This window comes from Mesorhizobium sp. P2_F8 (genome assembly GCF_056403655.1).
The window spans coordinates 646,685-663,669 of the sequence record NZ_JBFUFB010000002.1 but is presented as its reverse complement, the minus strand read 5'-3'; the positions used below and the strand labels follow the sequence as shown (position 1 = coordinate 663,669).

General features: G+C 59.1%; 12 protein-coding genes. 5 read left to right on the top strand and 7 right to left on the bottom strand.

Translation table 11 applies throughout. The annotated features are described in order from the left end of the window. Window positions 1–12: 12 nt before the first annotated feature. Together AC1DZP_RS06800 and AC1DZP_RS06795 are read right to left on the bottom strand one after the other, a co-directional pair. On the bottom strand, window positions 13–486 hold the full coding sequence (locus AC1DZP_RS06800) for a hypothetical protein (RefSeq protein ID WP_477301031.1): 474 nt from the start codon (window positions 484–486) through the stop codon (window positions 13–15). A 239-nt stretch (window positions 487–725) separates the two neighbouring features. Continuing rightward, window positions 726–1,442, bottom strand: a complete 717-nt coding sequence (locus AC1DZP_RS06795) for a class I SAM-dependent methyltransferase (RefSeq protein WP_167391939.1) — start codon at window positions 1,440–1,442, stop codon at window positions 726–728. A 253-nt stretch (window positions 1,443–1,695) separates the two neighbouring features. Between AC1DZP_RS06795 and AC1DZP_RS06790 the strand changes: the two genes are divergently transcribed. Further along, window positions 1,696–3,666: a sulfotransferase family protein gene (locus AC1DZP_RS06790; protein ID WP_477301029.1), complete on the top strand. Its 1,971-nt coding sequence runs from the start codon at window positions 1,696–1,698 to the stop codon at window positions 3,664–3,666. Window positions 3,667–3,714: 48 nt separating this feature from the next. On the opposite strand, the gene AC1DZP_RS06785 is transcribed toward AC1DZP_RS06790, so the two are convergent. The 3 genes from AC1DZP_RS06785 to AC1DZP_RS06775 are packed head-to-tail and all read right to left on the bottom strand — an operon-like array spanning window position 3,715 to window position 8,198. Further along, window positions 3,715–4,485: a glycosyltransferase family 2 protein gene (locus AC1DZP_RS06785; RefSeq protein WP_477301027.1), complete on the bottom strand. Its 771-nt coding sequence runs from the start codon at window positions 4,483–4,485 to the stop codon at window positions 3,715–3,717. 51 nt (window positions 4,486–4,536) lie between these two features. Continuing rightward, window positions 4,537–5,448: a UbiA family prenyltransferase gene (locus AC1DZP_RS06780; protein ID WP_477301025.1), complete on the bottom strand. Its 912-nt coding sequence runs from the start codon at window positions 5,446–5,448 to the stop codon at window positions 4,537–4,539. Beyond that, a complete protein-coding gene (locus AC1DZP_RS06775) occupies window positions 5,445–8,198 on the bottom strand; it encodes a hypothetical protein (protein WP_477301023.1) in 2,754 nt (917 codons plus the stop codon). The genes AC1DZP_RS06780 and AC1DZP_RS06775 overlap by 4 nt, the downstream gene beginning before the upstream one ends. A gap of 227 nt (window positions 8,199–8,425) precedes the next feature. Between AC1DZP_RS06775 and AC1DZP_RS06770 the strand changes: the two genes are divergently transcribed. Next, window positions 8,426–9,130, top strand: coding sequence for a sulfotransferase (locus tag AC1DZP_RS06770; protein ID WP_477301021.1), 705 nt, complete (start codon window positions 8,426–8,428; stop codon window positions 9,128–9,130). 16 nt (window positions 9,131–9,146) lie between these two features. On the opposite strand, the gene gmd is transcribed toward AC1DZP_RS06770, so the two are convergent. Beyond that, on the bottom strand, window positions 9,147–10,187 hold the full coding sequence (gene gmd, locus AC1DZP_RS06765) for a GDP-mannose 4,6-dehydratase (protein WP_477225808.1): 1,041 nt from the start codon (window positions 10,185–10,187) through the stop codon (window positions 9,147–9,149). A gap of 86 nt (window positions 10,188–10,273) precedes the next feature. On the opposite strand from gmd, the gene AC1DZP_RS06760 reads away from it, so the two are divergent. Both AC1DZP_RS06760 and eglC read left to right on the top strand, forming a co-directional pair. Next, window positions 10,274–12,850, top strand: coding sequence for a glycosyltransferase (locus tag AC1DZP_RS06760; RefSeq protein ID WP_477225809.1), 2,577 nt, complete (start codon window positions 10,274–10,276; stop codon window positions 12,848–12,850). A 232-nt stretch (window positions 12,851–13,082) separates the two neighbouring features. Next, window positions 13,083–14,474 carry an endo-1,3-1,4-beta-glycanase EglC gene (eglC, locus tag AC1DZP_RS06755; RefSeq protein ID WP_457154574.1) on the top strand — a complete coding sequence of 464 codons (1,392 nt, stop codon included), beginning with the start codon at window positions 13,083–13,085 and terminating at the stop codon, window positions 14,472–14,474. A 65-nt stretch (window positions 14,475–14,539) separates the two neighbouring features. On the opposite strand, the gene AC1DZP_RS06750 is transcribed toward eglC, so the two are convergent. After that, window positions 14,540–16,000, bottom strand: coding sequence for a caspase family protein (locus tag AC1DZP_RS06750; RefSeq protein WP_457154575.1), 1,461 nt, complete (start codon window positions 15,998–16,000; stop codon window positions 14,540–14,542). A gap of 191 nt (window positions 16,001–16,191) precedes the next feature. Between AC1DZP_RS06750 and AC1DZP_RS06745 the strand changes: the two genes are divergently transcribed. Next, window positions 16,192–16,917, top strand: coding sequence for a hypothetical protein (locus AC1DZP_RS06745; protein ID WP_477225811.1), 726 nt, complete (start codon window positions 16,192–16,194; stop codon window positions 16,915–16,917). The last annotated feature ends 68 nt before the right edge of the window (window positions 16,918–16,985 follow it).

Here is a 16,985-nt window from a genome sequence, read left to right as displayed (position 1 = left end):
GAACGCCGGTCGTCAGTCGATGCCGAGTTTGGCACCGATGTCGGCGGCAAGCTGGTCTTCGGTGTAGGTCGCGGTGAGCCGGGATCCATCGAGCTCGGCTAGGACCTGGGCGATGGTTTCGTCGACGGGCGAGAAAAAGCCGTTCTGCTTCGTTGCCAGGACGAAGATCTGGTCTCCGTCCCGGTTGCGGATGTCGCCGATATGATGAAGCTGGCGGCCGGTGTTCTGATCCTTGGAGATCACGCGGCCGTTCATGGTGACACGGATGGACGGGCTCGCTTCGGAGGCGGTTGCCGCGCTGCCGCCGACATGGATGATCAGGCCTTCCGCCTTGGGTTGCTGGCGTGGCTGCCTGGAAGCTGAATAGCCGCCGCCGCTGATCTGGTCGGCAAGGCGAACGATGGTCGAGCGGTTCTGCTCGATCAGCCTTTTGACCTGGACGTCCTCGCGCCGCGGGCCATCCCGCTTGGAGATGATCTCAACCATGAATCCTCCCAGATTCGCTCGGGCTTGGCCGAGGGTACGGCTCACTTCTTGTTCTTTTGAGGTGAGCCTACACCGCCTCGGTGAGGTTCGCCATCGATAACATATAGCACCAGAGTTCCGGTCGCTGGTAGCAGGTGGCTGCTACACATTTGGAAGCGGACGACAAACGATAGATGACTTCAGGGTCGCCTGTGGGAGAGTCCGTGCGGCCGCACTGATCGATGTTGGCTGCCGATCCCTCAGGTGGGTACGAGCCCATAGGCAAGGCCCATCTTCGTCCTTGCCATGGTGGTTGATGACGCGTCCACCAGAAGGCGTTTGCCCCAGCTCTCGTCCCGATCGATTTGAAAGCCGACGTCGCGCAACATGGCAAACAGGCATTCCCTGTTGGGGACCCAGAAATTGGTGATGTCGCCGGCAAGTGTCCCTGCTTCGTAGTACTGCGCGACCGCGACGCCGGGCATCAGCTCCGGTTCGAACTGCGTTTCAACAAGCAGGCGGCTCCGACAAAGCTGCGCAACGATGTTCAGCGCGCGCATCATGTCGGGCAGATGGTAAAGAACACCCAGAAACAGCACGATATCGAACTCACCAATATCGGAGCCGGGGATGTCGTACAGGTTCATCTGCCTGTAATCGAATTCCAAACCGGTAAGTTGCTCCATGGCTTCGAATCCATGGCCATTCTTGGCCCGATAATCGACCACCGTTACCTGTGCTCCGCGGCGAGCCATGTTCATCGAAAAAAAGCCGTCCGACGGGCCTATGTCCAACACCTGCAGGCCGGTCATATCTTTAGGCAATCGCAGTTTTTCGAGCAGGAACTGGGGATCGTAGGAGCCCGGCGTGACCACGCCGGGGTACACTTCAAATTTGTGGTGCCAATGCGGCACCTTTGAAACGATCGCCCGGGCTCTGTCTTGGTCACCGGAGGTCACTGGTGCTCTGGAGTGCATCTCTCTAATCTCCAATCCAAGTCCTGCTTCTATCAGGAGACAAAAATTTGCCCCGAACATCACATGCCGGTTATGTGCGCCAGGCGGCGACTATGCATGCGGGGTCCATCGTTGCCAACAGTTCAACTGATGTCCCCGACGGCAATCGGGAGCACATGGCGCCGTCCCTCCGTAGGGTTCGATCGCCTTTAGGTGCCGGACGCGTATCCTTGGAACTCTTATGACCAGCAGAACCGCCATAGTTGTCGTCGGGATGCACCGCAGCGGCACATCCGCGCTGGCGCGCATGCTCAGCCTTCTCGGTGCCTCCCTGCCGCGCAACCTCAATCCAGCGGGACTGGGCAACGAGATCGGCCATTGGGAGCCGGAAGCCGCCGTGCGCCTCAACGACCAGATCCTGGACCTGGCGGAATCGCCCGTAAACGATGTCCAGGGACCGTACGGCGAATGGCTGCAACGGCCCGCGGCACAAGCCTTCATCGACAGGTTGAAAGATCTGATCGTCGATGAATATGGCGACGACCCGCTCTTCGTGCTGAAGGATCCGCGGATCTCGCTGCTGTTTCCCTTGTGGCGCGCCGCCCTGGCCAAACTGGGAATACGGTGCGTCGCGGTCGTCATCTCGCGCAATCCAATGGAAGTCGCGCTTTCGCTGGTGAAGCGACAGAGCCTGGCGGGTGACTGGCAATCCTGGCCTCTGGATCGGGGGGGCCTGCTGTGGTTGCGGTACAATCTGGCCGCCGAAGAACACACGCGCGACCTCGACAGGGCGTTCTGCGACTATTCGACGTTGCTGGACGACTGGAGCTCGGTCGCCCGCCGCCTCGGCGATGAACTCGAGATCGCGTGGCCGAAATCCATCCCGGATGCCGCTGCCGAGATCGACGGCTTTCTGTCGCGGGAGCTGCGGCACCATCAAGAACCGGAGGATCTGGATTGCCGTCAGGGCGTGTGGTCTGCATGGATCGCGCCGATCTTTTCCGAACTGCGTGGCGCTGCCGAAGGCCGCGAGCCTGATCCGGCCGTTTTCGGCGCGGTGAAGCAGTCATTCGACGATGTCTATGCCGGCATTCAGCATCCGCCTGCGCCGCCGCGATCGTCAGGCCGCCTACGCGTCATGCGTCGGGGCGCGGGCCAGCGAAAAATATGCCTTGTCGGCGACCTGTTTTGGAAGCCTGTCCAGGGTGACGGAGCGGCGAGAGCCGCGGTTGACGCTGCCATAGCCGCCGGCGTCGACGTTTCCATCGTCGACATCGGCGCGTTCACCGAGGCAGACGAGAATGCCTTCGCGGCCTTTGCCGAAAGCCATTCCTTCGACATCGAATATCTCGACGCAGACGGCCCGCTGGCCCAGCCGTCCTTTCTGGCTTCAACGATCCAGTTGTTGAAACACCTCCGCGCCAAGCATTTCGACGCCATTCTTTTTCAGGACCGGGATGGCCTTGGCCATGCCAGCGCCGTGGCGAAGCAGACCGGACTGACTTTCGACGATGCGTCCCTGGCCGTTGTGGCCGTGGGAAGCGCCGACTGGATCAGGCAGCAGGAAGGCGAATTTCCATCAAGCCTGGTGACGATTGGCATCGAGCATCTGGAAAAAATCGAACTCGAGCGAAGCACCGCCCAGGCGATCATCGCCGCCAACAGCAATGCCGTGAAGGGCGAGGTCGGTCGATATGTACACAGCTTGCAGGTCGCCCTGGAAGAGCGATCGAAAGATGCCAGGGAGGCAGCGCGTTACGCGAACTCCCTGGAAGACACATTGGCCCAGTTGCGGAAGGCGAACGAGGCCGCGGCCGAATACGCCAGAAGCCTCGAACAGTCCCGGGCCCAGGCCGAGGAGACCGCCAGCGGCGATGCCCTGAAGGGCGAGGTTGGCCGATATGTGCACAGCTTGCAGGTCGCCCTGGAAGAGCGGTCGAAAAATGCCGAGGAGGCGACGCGTTACGCGAGATCCCTGGAAGCGACGGTGGCTCAGCTGCGGGAGGCGAATGACGCCACGACCGAATACGCCAGAAGCCTAGAACAGTCGCGGGCTCAGACCGAGGAGGCGGCGCGTTACACGAGCTCCTTGGAAGACACAGTGGCCGAGTTGCGGCAGGCGAACAAAGCCGCGACCGAATACGCGAGAAGCCTCGAACAGTCGCGGGCTGAGACCCAGGAATATGCCACGACCCTTGCGGCAGAACTGGAGAAAATCAACTCGGCTGCCGAAAGCGGACGGTGAAGAGCTCAGCGTTTGCGGCGCATCTCTTGGTGCGCCGCCGTCGGTGGTTCAAGAAAAGAGCCGGAAGCGGGCGAGATACCAGATTGCCTTGACGCCATCGCGCCATCCGATTTTCTTGCCTTCCTCGTAGGTGCGGCCGAAATAGCTGATGCCGATCTCGTAGATCCGCCAGCGGCCGGCAAGCGCGATCTGGGCGCTGAGCTGAATTTCACAACCAAAGTCGTTGCAGGTCAGACGCAGCCGGCTCATGACGTCTCGCGTGAACATCTTGTAGCAGCACTCGATGTCCGTCAGCGTCTGGTTGTAGAGAAGATTGAACACCAGGGAGATGAAGCGATTGGCCAGATAATGGTGGAAATAGAGCGAGCGATGAGGCCGGCCGTAGAAGCGTGAGCCGTAGACGACATCTGCAACTTTTCGCCTGACGATAAGGTCATACATAACGGTCCAATCCGCAGGATCGTATTCAAGGTCTGCGTCCTGGATGACAATGACGTCGCCCTTGACGGCCGCCAGCCCGGTCTGCAGCGCGGCGCCTTTTCCGCTGTTTCTGTCGTGATGGAACACGCGCACCGTGACCGGGGCACCTCCCGGTTCCTCGGTGAAGACCAGACCTCCGTCGATGTCGACGGTCAGGGACGTGGCACGGCGAGAACCGGTTGGAAAATTGGCCTTGAGCCACTCAAGGGTGCCGTCGGAGGAGCCGTCATCCACGATGATGATTTCCTTCGCCACGGCGGGAAGTGCTGTGCTCACCATCGCCAACACGTGCGGCAATGTGACTGCTTCGTTGAAGACCGGTACGATTACGGAAAGCATGGAACCTCGAGGCCGGAAAGTCGCCTGTTGTGTGGAACCCGACACTGCCGGCTAGGACAAAGCGACCATCGCGATCATAACGATGCCAATGGTGGCGAAGAGCGCACGGTAACACCGTTGCAGTCGATAGAGGCTCTCGGGCGTCAGGCCGGCCAGCATCGCACGGCGCGAAGCCCACAGATGTACCGGAATGAATGCGGCGGCAAAGACGAGGCCGAACGGAACCAATCCGAGCACGGCCAGCGCGACCATGAGCGCATATGCCGAGATAAAAAGCACGAGGCCTGCGACAAAACTCCTGGTCTTGCCAAACGCCACGGCGTTCGTCCGTATGCCGTTGAGCAAGTCGACGTCATAGTCGCGCGCCTCATGCGTGAAATGACCGGCGGTGAATACCAGCCCAAAGAAACAACTGACGACGAGGCCCTGTGCGTTGATCGCGCCAAAAGCCGCATAGCCGAGCAGGAAATGCATGCAACCGCCGACAAAATGCAGAGCCGAGCTGAAGAGCGGCGCACCCTTCAGATGCAGGGGCGGGCTGGAATACAAGGCGCTTAGCCCTGCTACCGTTATTGCAACAACGAGTGCCCTCGTATTTATCAGCCCAAACAGGAGCAGACTGATAGCCAGCAATGAGCCGGCAAGATAGCCGACTTCCCTGCGCGTCAGGCCTTTTGCCGCGAATGTTCGGCTGGCTCGGTCCGGATCTTTGAGATCTCCGTCGATTCCCGACCAGTCGTTGAGGACGAACACGTGAGCCATCAGGCACAGGTTGCCGGCGATCAAAATGGCTACGGTCAGCGCATGGCTCGCTGACAGCGCTCCGATCGAAAGGACCGCACCGATGATCGGCGTGGCCTGAAGCGCAGCGACTTCATCGAAACGGATGCAAGAGAGCCAACGGGACAGCTGTGTCGCCCGGGGGCGACTTTGATCGACTGTGTCGCTCGCGATTTGCGTCACTTCTCACCACATTTTTGTTCCGGGCCGCCGGAACCACAAGGAAGCTTTGATAGCATACGTTCGTTCTCGAAATAGAGCCGCAACCACAGCGCATATCCGAAATCTTGCGACCAATAGAATCGTTTCACCGTCGCGGTAAGGTCATTGTGATACAGCAGCGGAGGCGTATCGCTCATCAAGGAAAAGTCATCCGCAGCGATATCGGCCAGCAGTTCGGCCGTACGCTGATAGGTAGCATATGAGCCGGCATGGCTTTCCATCTGCCGAAGCTGGTCGGCGGCGCGCAGCCAGATCTCTTGGCCGGGAATGTCGGTTCGCAATTGCGCCTGTGGGAATTGCGGCAAGCAGCCGGCCTTTTCCAGCTCCGCCAACCGCAGATTTATCATGAGCGGCGCACCGGCGTAGTAGACCCAGATATCGTCGTCGCCCTCCTTTTTCGAGAGCGCTTCGCACAGCGATCGCGCGGCCGGTTTGTCCACCTGTTCGAGAAACAGGAATATGTGCATCTGGATTCCAACATCCGCCGGATTGGCGTCGCGTCCGGGATCGAGGCATTGGTATTTGTCCCGTGGCGCAAGCCAGGTCTTGTAGAGTCCGTCAGGCCGTCTGAACTGGGTTATCGTGGCAAGCGCGGGTTGCAGCAGTTCGCTTTTTTCGCTCGGCGCGACCCGCCATGCCAGGGCGGTGTCATCGGAATCGGGCGTGATGGCGCAGCCAAGAGTGCCGATCGTCGGCGCATCTGGTCGACCGTGATATCGAACGAGACCGCTCGGCTCGATCTGAGCGGCCAGGAACTGGCGCGCCCTTGCAAGCATGTCGCTTGCGCCGGCGGCTTCGGCCACGGGGCCGGCGACATCAAGCATGACGGCGTTGAGATAGGTATTCATTTCCTGGCGCGGCTGCTCAAATCGCGTTGCGCTCGTATAGGAGGTCAGCCAATAGCCGCCGGCCTGCTGATGGCTTGCGAGCATTTGCCGGGCGCGCCGCGCCGCACTTGGAAGATCAGTCACATGCTCAAGCGCCTCATTGTCCGGCGCCAGGACGAAGGAGGTCTGCTTCATGAGACGCGGCTCGCCGCCCTCCGTGGCGCGCACCAGCACCGCCAACAGATGCTCACCCGGGCCTACCTGGTCGATTGGAATGGTAACGCGCCAGCCAGCCGGGCTCGCCTGGCCCATCGCCTTCTCGACATCGGTCCTGGCAAAGAATTCCTGCGTTGCGGCGCCCCATTGGCCATCGATCAGCACGGCGACGTCGCTGGGGGAGTGGTTGTTGGTGAGCGCCCATCCGAGGACCTCAAGCTGCCTGCCTGCTGCGCCGCCGGTGCCTTGACCGGCAGGCAGGACATTCACCGCATCGATGTTGCCATGCAGATCGACGATCAGGTCGGCCTGGACATGCGGGTGACGGAGTTCGGCGACAAACGCTGCGTTGTGGACGTCCCAGGCAGGTTGCATTCTGCCCGGTCCGTGAGCGGTGACGATGGGCGTGTCGGCGATGCCGGTATACCAGAAGGCGCCGATCGTCTGGATCGAGATCGCCACGAGCGATGCAAGTCCGAATGCCACACGCCCGTTCCGGGACAGAGCCTTCACGACAGGTGGAAGCATCCACATCAGCATGGGCAGCATGTCGGTGAGCCATCGGGGCCCCCAAGAGATGCCCTGCCGCCAATCGATCATGGCGTAGAACGACACTTGCACGATCATGGCGCAGCCAATGGCTATCGTCAGCCCTCGTCCTGAGCGCTCAAGCACGACGCGACGACAAAAAATGGGAACGAACAGCAGGAACGGGGAGAAGACGAAGAGCCCTCGGGTCGGACTGACAAGAAGGCCTGCGATGCCGCCCGCTATGTCGTGGTTGAAATCGCCGGGCCGAACATGCAGCGCGTAGGCCCCCGCGATATTGCCGACGATCATGAGATTATAGGCCAGGGCCAAAGCGACGGGGACCATGCCCGACAAGACGAAAAACGGTCTTATCCGGCCAGCCCACCACAGGCCGTAAATACCCAGACCTGCCGCCAATATGGCATCGGGCTGGCGGTTGGCCGCGATAAGCCCACAAAGCAGTCCTGCGAGAACGATCCGCAATGCCGTGGCCGGTCCGGTGAGCAAAAGCATGGTGGCCACGACCAGCAGCTGGGCGAGCCCATGCATCCAGAGGGCCTGGCTGCTGATGACCCATGTCGTCGTGCCAAATGCGTAAAGCAGGCTCAGAATGGCGGCCAACCCTTCATCGGTCCGCCGCCGCAGGAGCAAATAGAGCAAACCGACAGACACCGCCGCCAGCGAAGAAGCGCAGAGCTTTTCCATGATCCGGGCGACTTGGTCGAACAGCAGCGGATCGGCATCATGGTGGTTCAGATAGATGACTGCCGGCAGATAGAACGGGGAGAGGATGACAGGAACGACAATGGGAAATTTCGATACATATCGGTCTCCCCCAACCTTCAGGATCCAATGAGCAGTGCCATCCTTCTCTGGCGTTGCCGGAGGCTTTCGTCCTTGAGCCACCGTGGTTAGAATTGGATTCAATGTCAGGCTGTGATTCTGCCAGATTGAAAAGGGCAGGTAGCGCGCCGCATAGCTGTCCGCCGCTGTGATCGACCGCATATTTGCGTTGTAGACCAACAGGGAGAGGAGCCCAAGCACCAGCGCCATTGCGACATCGCGAGCGCGAATGCGCCGGAAAGCCGGCGTCGAAATTGCCTGGCTATGGACGTGGGCCGTAATTGCCGCGGTCACCAATAATTTTCCCCATCAGACTTTCCATCGAAGCTCATAGTGGCGCGCGCGGTGCTCGACAATGATCGCCATGGCGCGTCAACAGGAACATTAGGAATGTTGAAGCCAAGCCTGGTCGCCGGCTTTCCCGGGAGGCAAGATTGCCAGCGTTGAGGACGCCCACGTCGGGGCGGGCAAACCTGATTGGTATCGGCGCGCCGCGCACTGCCACCAGCAGCCTTGCAAGGATGCTCGGCGCCACGCGAGACGTCTTTGTCCCCGAGGAGAAGGAAATCAACGGCTTCGGTATCGACGATGACGTAACCGAGGCCCGATACGATACGCACTTCGCTGAGGCGGCGGTCGACCACCGCTATCTCGCCGACATTTCGCCCGTCTATCTCTCAAGCGCGCAGGTGGCGGAGCGCATAAGATCTTACAATCCGCAAGCAAAGATCATAGCGACTCTGAGAGAGCCGGTCAGCCGTGTGATCTCGCAGTACCGGCACATGAAGGGAAAGATCGACGCATCGCTGGGGCCGGAACTAAGCCTGGACATAAATTCGTATATCAGGAATGGCTTGATTGGGTTCGCCAGTCATAGAGCGCAGGATAATTCCTGGTATTCTGCGTCCATGAACATCGAACATTCTTTCTACGGCAGGCATCTGCGCCGCTATTATCAATCCTTTCCGCGCAAGCAAATACTGGTCTTGATCTATGAGGACCTGATCCGCCCGCACCCGGTCCGCGAGAAGGGGGCATGGGAGCAGCAATTGCAGCAATTCCTCGGCGTCAGGGTGAGCCAGAAGTACTGGGACAATCGCGCGGAAGGCTTCGAAACGGAAATCGCCGACGACGTTGCAGGCGATCTGAAAAAGCTGTTCGCGACCGAAGTTTCCATGGCCAGCGACCTGACCGGTCGCGATCTGGTTGGGCTATGGGGGTACTAGAGCGTCCCCCGGTCTCCTAAAACCCGGAAACGTGGTTCGAGGAGACCCGATGCATATCGACCTCCACCATCTCGGCGACCAGATCCTCCAGTCCAACCGTGGGACTCCAGTCCAGAACTTCTTTCGCAAGAGAAGGGTCGCCGACAAGAAGGTCGACTTCCGAGGGTCTGTAGAAAGCCGGATCGACGGATACAACGACGTTCCCGGTGGCTCGGTCTATGGCCATCTCGTTGTGCCCCGTTCCTTGCCAGTCCAGGGAGATGCCGCAGGCGCTCGCGGCCAATTCGACAAAATCGCGAACGGTGTGCGTTCTTCCGGTCGCCACCACGAAATCCATCACAGTCGTCGTTTGCAGCATCCTCCACATCGCGTCGACGTAGTCCCTGGCGTGGCCCCAATCTCTTTTCGCCTCCAGATTTCCGACCCGCAGCGGCCCTTCGCCCCTCAATGCGTATTTGGCCATGCCAAGCGTCACTTTTCGAGGGAGAAACTCCACGCCCCTTAAAGGCGACTCGTGATTGAAGAGGATGCCGCTGCAGCAATGCAGCCCGTATGCTTCCCGGTAGTTCACGACAGTCCAATGCGCGAACAGTTTGGCGATGCCGTAGGGACTGCGCGGATAGAAAGCGGTTTTTTCGGACTGCGGAACCTCTTGCACTTTTCCGAACATTTCGGACGTTGAAGCCTGATAGAATTTCGCCGTGGGGACAACGGTCCTGACGCCTTCAAGCAATCTCAATGCACCGATCCCGGTGACCTGGGTTGTGTAGATGGGCTGTGTAAAGGAATCGCCCACAAAGCTTTGAGCCGCGAGATTGTAAATTTCGTCGGGCTTGATCTTCTCCAGCACCGCACGCACGTTTGAATCTTCGGTCAGTTCCATCGATGCGAATTCGATATCGTCCAGAATCTGCAGATCTTGCAGGCGCCATGTGCCGATGCCGGACGTACGGCGCATGGAGCCGACCACACGGTATCCCTTGTCAAGCAGCAGCTTTGACAGGTAGGCGCCATCCTGCCCGGTGATGCCCGTTATCAACGCAGTCTTATTTGCCACAGCCTGTCCCTTGCGATTGTGGATTGCCCTTGACGTGCGCTATGGCAACGTTTTGACGCGAAGGCAAAGGAAGATTCGGGCTAAGCATGAGGAATGCGTTTTTTACGATTTCGTCCTGGAATTATCTCCACTATTCCCGGGCGCTTGCGTCTTCGTTTGCTCGCCACCATCCAGACTTCTCCTGCATACTTGCCATCGCTGACACACGTCGGCAAGACCTGGAAAAGGATGCCTTTCCCGAGTTCGACGCTCATGTCTTCTTCGACGATCTCGATCTGCCCGATCGTCGCGCCTTCAGTTTTCGTTACGACGTCATGGAGCTCAACACGGCGATCAAGCCGACTGTATTCCGGCGGCTTTTCGCCGAGGGTTTTGACCGCGTCATTTACCTGGATCCGGACATCCTTGCCTATCGCCGTTTCGACGAGATCTTGCAGGCGTTCGATGAGGGGGCGACGTCCGTCCTGACGCCGCATGCGCTGGCTCCCAACCTCCATCCCGAAGGCCCAAACGACCTGACCTTCATGCAAGCCGGGATTTACAATCTGGGATTTCTGGCCCTGGCCAGGACGGACGAGACGTCAGCCTTGCTGGAATGGTGGGAGACGCGCCTGCGAAACGAGTGTGTCGCCAATCGCCTGAGCGACGGGATTTTCGTCGACCAGAAGTTCATGGACCTGTGGCCGGCCTATTGCTCGGGCACGCACATCTTGCGCGATCCAGCCTACAACGTGGCGTACTGGAACCTCGATACCCGCACGATCAAAAAGACGAGTGAACGATACGAGGTCAACGGCTCGCCACTCGCCTTCTTTCATTTTAGCGGGATCACTCCCGGCGACCAGAGTGTCCTTTCAAAGCACCAGCAGCGGTGGAAGCCAACGTCGACCAAGGAGTTGGAAAACCTGTTGGCCGATTATCACGACCAGTTGGAGGCCTATGGGGCAAGCAGGTTCTCTGCAGTGCCTTATGGCTTCGGGACGTTTTCCGATGGCACCGACATTCCGAGCCTGGCGCGAATTGTCTATCGCGAGAAGCTCGAACCTTTCGAGGGCGATCCCTTCGCCTTGATGCCCGACAATCTCGACCGTCCAGCCGACATCAGGCCCAACCCCGGTGGCGTGGTCACGCAGCTTGCGCACGCACTCTGGACGACGAGGCGCGACCTGCAATCTTACTTCCCCCTCCAGGAGGGACGATCCCAGATCAACTATGCCGACTGGTATATGTCCGGCGGCGCGACGTCGGCCGGAATCCCTCCCAGGTTCACGAAAACGGTCGCCGAAAGAATGAGCCAACTTGGATCTGCGAAGACCGGCCCAAACGCAGTGGCGGACGTTTCCGCCAAACAAGCCTCGATGATCGCGGCGCGTGTCGCGCGTCGTGCTTATCGAACTCTCGTAAGAGCCCAACCTCACATTCGCTGGCTCTACAGAATGGTGCCGCCGGCCAGGCGAAAACAATTTCTCGATGCGATGTTCAGGCGTGCCTGGCCCACGAATTTCGATACGACAACCCAGGCTACGCTTGCGCCTGGTCTATCCCTCATCGGTTACCCTTTTTCAGAGACGGGCGTCGGTGAAGCCATGCGTTCGCTCGCCCGATCGATTGAGAGCGCGGGCATCAATTACGATGTCACGAATTTTGACGAGCAGGTTCTTTCGTCGCACAGGGACAGAGCCCTGACGCACCGCATCGCTGCGCGGCCGTCCAAAATGGTGAACGTTTTCTGCGTAAACGCCGACATGCTGGGGTCAACCATTCAGGGCGTCGGCGTCGGTGTTCTGCACAACAGATACAATATCGTCCGGCCTTTCTGGGAACTGCCTCTGATCCACCCGCAATGGCTGACCAGCTTGCAGCATGTGGACGAGATTTGGGCCCCGACGGCCTTCGTCCGCGACGCGTTCATAGCCGGTACGGACCGTCCCGTCGTGCACGTTCCAGTGGCCATATCCGTTCCGCCCAACATCGAGGCGAACCGGGAACGCTTCCAGATTCCAAAGGATTCCACGGCATTCTTGTTTGCATTCGATTTTTCGTCCTACCCGGACCGAAAGAACCCGGATGCCGTTTTGCAGGCCTATCTTCGCGCGTTCGGACAGGACCGCGATCGGCGGGTTTCCTTGATCATCAAGACAATGGGCAATAGCCCGCACAAACGAGCAATTCTGAATTCAATTCGTGGCCTGGCGCAGACCGACAAGCGGGTTGTCTTGATTGACGAAATTCTGACTCGTGCCGAAACCTATTGCCTGACGAAATCATGCGATGTCTTCATCTCGTTGCATCGCTCGGAAGGTTTTGGATTGGGAATTGCCGAAGCCATGGCCATGGGCAAAGCGGTCATTGCAACGGACTTTTCGGGAAGCAAGGACTTTGTCAGCACGCAGACTGGTTTTCCAATTCCATACCGTTTGATCGGCGTGGAGCCCGATCAATACCCGTATTTCATCGAGGGGCAGAAATGGGCCGATCCAGACATAGACGAAGCTGCTCGGGTCATGGTGCAACTTGCGGATAATATTGAGGCCGTCACCGCGGTCGGCGAGCGCGCCCGGACTTACATGGCTCAAGTGCACAGCCCGGAGGCGGTCGGCAAGGTGATCGCAAATCGCCTTCAAGACGTCCAAGGATACAGGAATTCCATCCTGAATACCTAGAGCAGGCGAGGGCGCCGCACCGAGACGAGTGGGGTGAGCCGCGTGCGGCCGCAACTCGATCCAGCGGGCAGGGCTTTGTGGGCTTGGGATGGTGATCGCGCGTTTGCGGAACAGCAGTGAGCTGGCGTTAAGCTTTCGGTAACCCTCCTAAGTCGAAGACCAAAAAAGACATTGGCTTCTCGTCCCCTCCATAGATGCTGGGGCTGGCATCGAGTCGAGGAGCAAGACCACAATGACCACCGTCCTGAACGCCTATGGCGTTCCACTCGCCTACAGCGGATCCTCGACAAAATGGTACTCGGCCACGAATTCCGGCCCGGCGCTTTATGGCAGCATCTACAACGACTCGCTCTATGGCGACGGCAACGTCAGCGTCACGATGTATGGCGGCAAGGGCGATGATATCTACTATCTGTATTCCACGAAGAACAAGGCGGTCGAGCTGGCCAACGAGGGCGTCGACACCATCTCGACCTGGATGAATTACAGGCTCCCGGCGCATTTCGAAAACCTGACTGTCACGGGCGACAAGCAATATGCTTTCGGAAACGAGCTGAACAACATCATCACCGGCGGTTCCGGCCAACAGACGCTCGACGGTTTGAAGGGCGACGACGTTCTCAAGGGCGGCTCCGGGGCGGACATTTTCATCGTCGCCCCCGGCAACGGCAGTGACCTGATCCTGGACTTCAGCGCCGACGATACGGTGCGCGTCGGGAGCTACGGCTTCACCTCCTTCGACCAGGTGCACGCCAATATGGTCCAGTCGGGAGCGAATGTCCGACTTGATCTATCCGGCAACGAGTTTCTCGTCTTCGCCAACAAGACGATCGACCAGTTCGCCGCGAGCCAGTTCGATCTCGCCTTGGACAGGTCGCATCTGCAACTCACCTTCGCGGACGAGTTCAACACACTGAACCTGCGGAATGGCTCGAGTGGCACCTGGAACACGAACTTCTGGTGGGGAGGCGCCAACGGCAGCTCGCTCACCGGCAACGGCGAGCTTCAATGGTATATCGATGCCAACTATGCCCCGACGAGTTCCGTCAAGCCGTTCAATATCCAGAACGGTGTTCTCACGATTACCGCCGCCAAGGCCCCAGACGCTATCAAACCCTACATAAACAACTACCAATACACGTCAGGTTTGCTGACGACGCACGACTCCTTCGCGCAGACCTACGGTTATTTCGAAATTCGGGCCGACATGCCCGAAAAACAGGGCGCATGGCCGGCCTTCTGGCTTCTGCCGGCGGACGGCTCCTGGCCACCGGAGTTGGACGCCATAGAGATGACCGGTCAGGATCCAAACAAGCTCCTTTTGACAAGCCACACGAACGAGACGGGAACGCACACAACAGTATCCTCCACGCCCTATGTCGCCGATACCGGAGGGTTCCACAAATACGGGGTGCTGTGGACGGAAAACGAACTCGTCTGGTATTTCGACAACGTCGAAGTGGCGCATGCCGCAACGCCTGCCGACATGCACGAGCCGATGTATATGCTGGTCGATCTCGCGGTTGGCGGCATCGCGGGAACGCCCGCCGACGGGCTTGCGACACCTGCGGAGATGCAGATCGACTACATCCATGCCTACTCGTTGCACGATTGGATTGTCTAGGCGCAACCTGACGGTGGATGGTGGGTCGGTCAGGAAATCAAGGGCGCGCCTGACCGCCAATATCCCTAGAACACGCCACCAATGCCTATGCCCGCACCAATGTCCGGCGGGGGCGCTGCGGGGCGTTGCGGGGCGGCCTGTGACCGTTTCGCGGCCTTGCGGCCGGAGCTGGTTTGCGAGGGGTCGGCTTCCGACGCAACTTTAGCCGGCTTGGCCTTTACGATGACCGGCTGCTTGCAGATTCTGCCGGAGCGCAGGAAGAGATCGCCGAGCAAGCCGACGGTCGGCTCGGTCGTCGATGCGACCTGTTTGGTGTTTCTGTAGTAGTCGGTAAGGGCGCGGATGGAGCCGGTGCCCCAATCGCCGTCAACCTGCATCCGGTAGCAACCCACGCGACGAAGTTCCGTCTGGATGCTGCGCGCAAGATCGCCAGCCTTGTCCTTTTCCGCTTCGCCCGGCGATGCGCCGACAATGAGGGTTTCGAGGCCGGAGACGACGTTTTGGCGAGCATCTTCAACACTTTCAGCTGGCGACAGATTGGCGACCTGAGTGCCGACCGGCTCGGGTGCACCGGTTGACGGTGCCGGAATCTCGACCGACCGCAACGTCTGCCCGACGACGAGCACGGCAGTTTGCAGGTCGCTGGAGGCAAGCTCGACCTGCAATCTCTTCTTGGCGATGGGGTCGGCCAGAATTCGCGAAAGGCTTGCGCTCAACTGTGCCGGATCGAGTGCCTGCTGCTCCGTGAAATAGAACTGCTCGCGCAGGTTCGATTGATCCCACGGCACTTGACGGCCAACTGTCAATGCTTCGGTTTCGTTTCGGACGCGGATCATCATGTCGGAGACGCTCAGTCCGGGGATTTCGAGATTCTTCAGCAACGCAACGGTGAACGGGCTGTTCTCGCCGCCGCCATCGGCCGTGACATTGCCGGGCTGCGTGGCAAAGGCAACGAACGTGTTTTCACCGACGTCGACTTGCGCCAGACCATTGCCCGCGCCGGCGCCGGGACCGAGCGGATTGTTGCGGCACGCGTCCAGGAATATGAATGTCTGGCGGTCCCGGCGCGCGAACCTGGCGATGACGTCATTCAGCTTGATGGCGCTGGCCACCAGTTTTTCGAGGCTTTCGGGGTCGGGCGTATCGACCGGGAGCAGGTAGTTTTCACCATTCAACTGCACGCCATGGCCGGCATAGAAAATCAAGACTGCACTGGCGGTCGGCAACTTTGCATCCGCGTCTCGAAGCAGTTTGGTGAAACCCTCGGTCGAGAGATCGGTTCCCGTCAGGACTTCAAAATTCAGCCGCTTCAGGCTCTCCGAAAGTCGCGTGGCATCGTTTGCCGCATTGGGGAGATGCTCTAGCCGGGTGCTTTGATAGTTCGAATTGCCGATGACGATCGCCAGCCGGTTGCGCGGCTGCGGCGACGGGTTCTGCTCGACCGCGGCGCGAGCGCCAGCTGAGCCAAAAAGCACGAGAAGCAGAAGCAGCGGGATGCGAAGCAGGAGTTTGTGGCAATGGGTCATATCAGTATGCCCGTTCCGGTCTGCGTCAATCCTGGTCTTGCAACCTTCGAAGCGCACCCCACGCAAATACAGTCATGCCTGAGCGTATGGACCCCGTGCCGCCAAAGGCCTGCAAAAATTTATACCAAGAATCATGTCAAAGATAGGGAAAACGGGTTTCTATGCTCAGTCACGGGACTGTGGAGGACACGATGCCGATCAAGATCAACCTTGCGCTGCCGGTTTATGGAGCAGCCTACAAAAGCGTGTTCGTTCGCAGCCTCTTCGCGGCCCTGACCCACAAGAGCCTGTCCAGCTACGCCTTCTCGCTGTCGGAAATCGAGTACACGGATATCCCGTTTTCCCGGAACTACCTGCTGACGAATTTCTACTACAACAAGCCGGATTGCAGCCACATCCTGATGATCGACAGCGACATGGGCTTTGCGCCTGAACTCATCGCGGCGATGCTGGCGCTGGACAAGCCGGTGGTCGGCACTTTGTATCCCCGGCGCCTGGTCGATCTTCGCAAGCTCCACTCGCTGTCGAAACTGCCCTTCGACAAGGCCTTCGCGCGGAGTCTGGAGTTCCTCGGAACCATCATCGAACCGCGCGAAGAGATGGGCGGCTTTGTCAGGGTATCGCTATGTGGCACGGGCATCTTCTTGGTTTCCCGCGACTGTGTGACGACGATAATTGAGAAACTGCCCGAAACGGTGAACCGGTCGCGCTACAGAAACAACAAATACACCGCACAGTTCGAGAGCTTTCTGACGCCTTTTTCAAAGATCGTGACGCCGGACGTGGATTTGCCCACCGATTTTTCTTTCTGTCACCGCTGGGCGCAGCAATGTGGCGGCGAAATATGGGCAAGCTACAATCGCAAGGTTGCTCATGCGGGAGACCTGACCGTTTCCGCGGCCTATTCTGATCTCTAAGATGTGCCCTTTGAACTGTGAACATGGGTGTAAACAGCTCACTTCGAGCTTTTCTATAGTGACCTTCT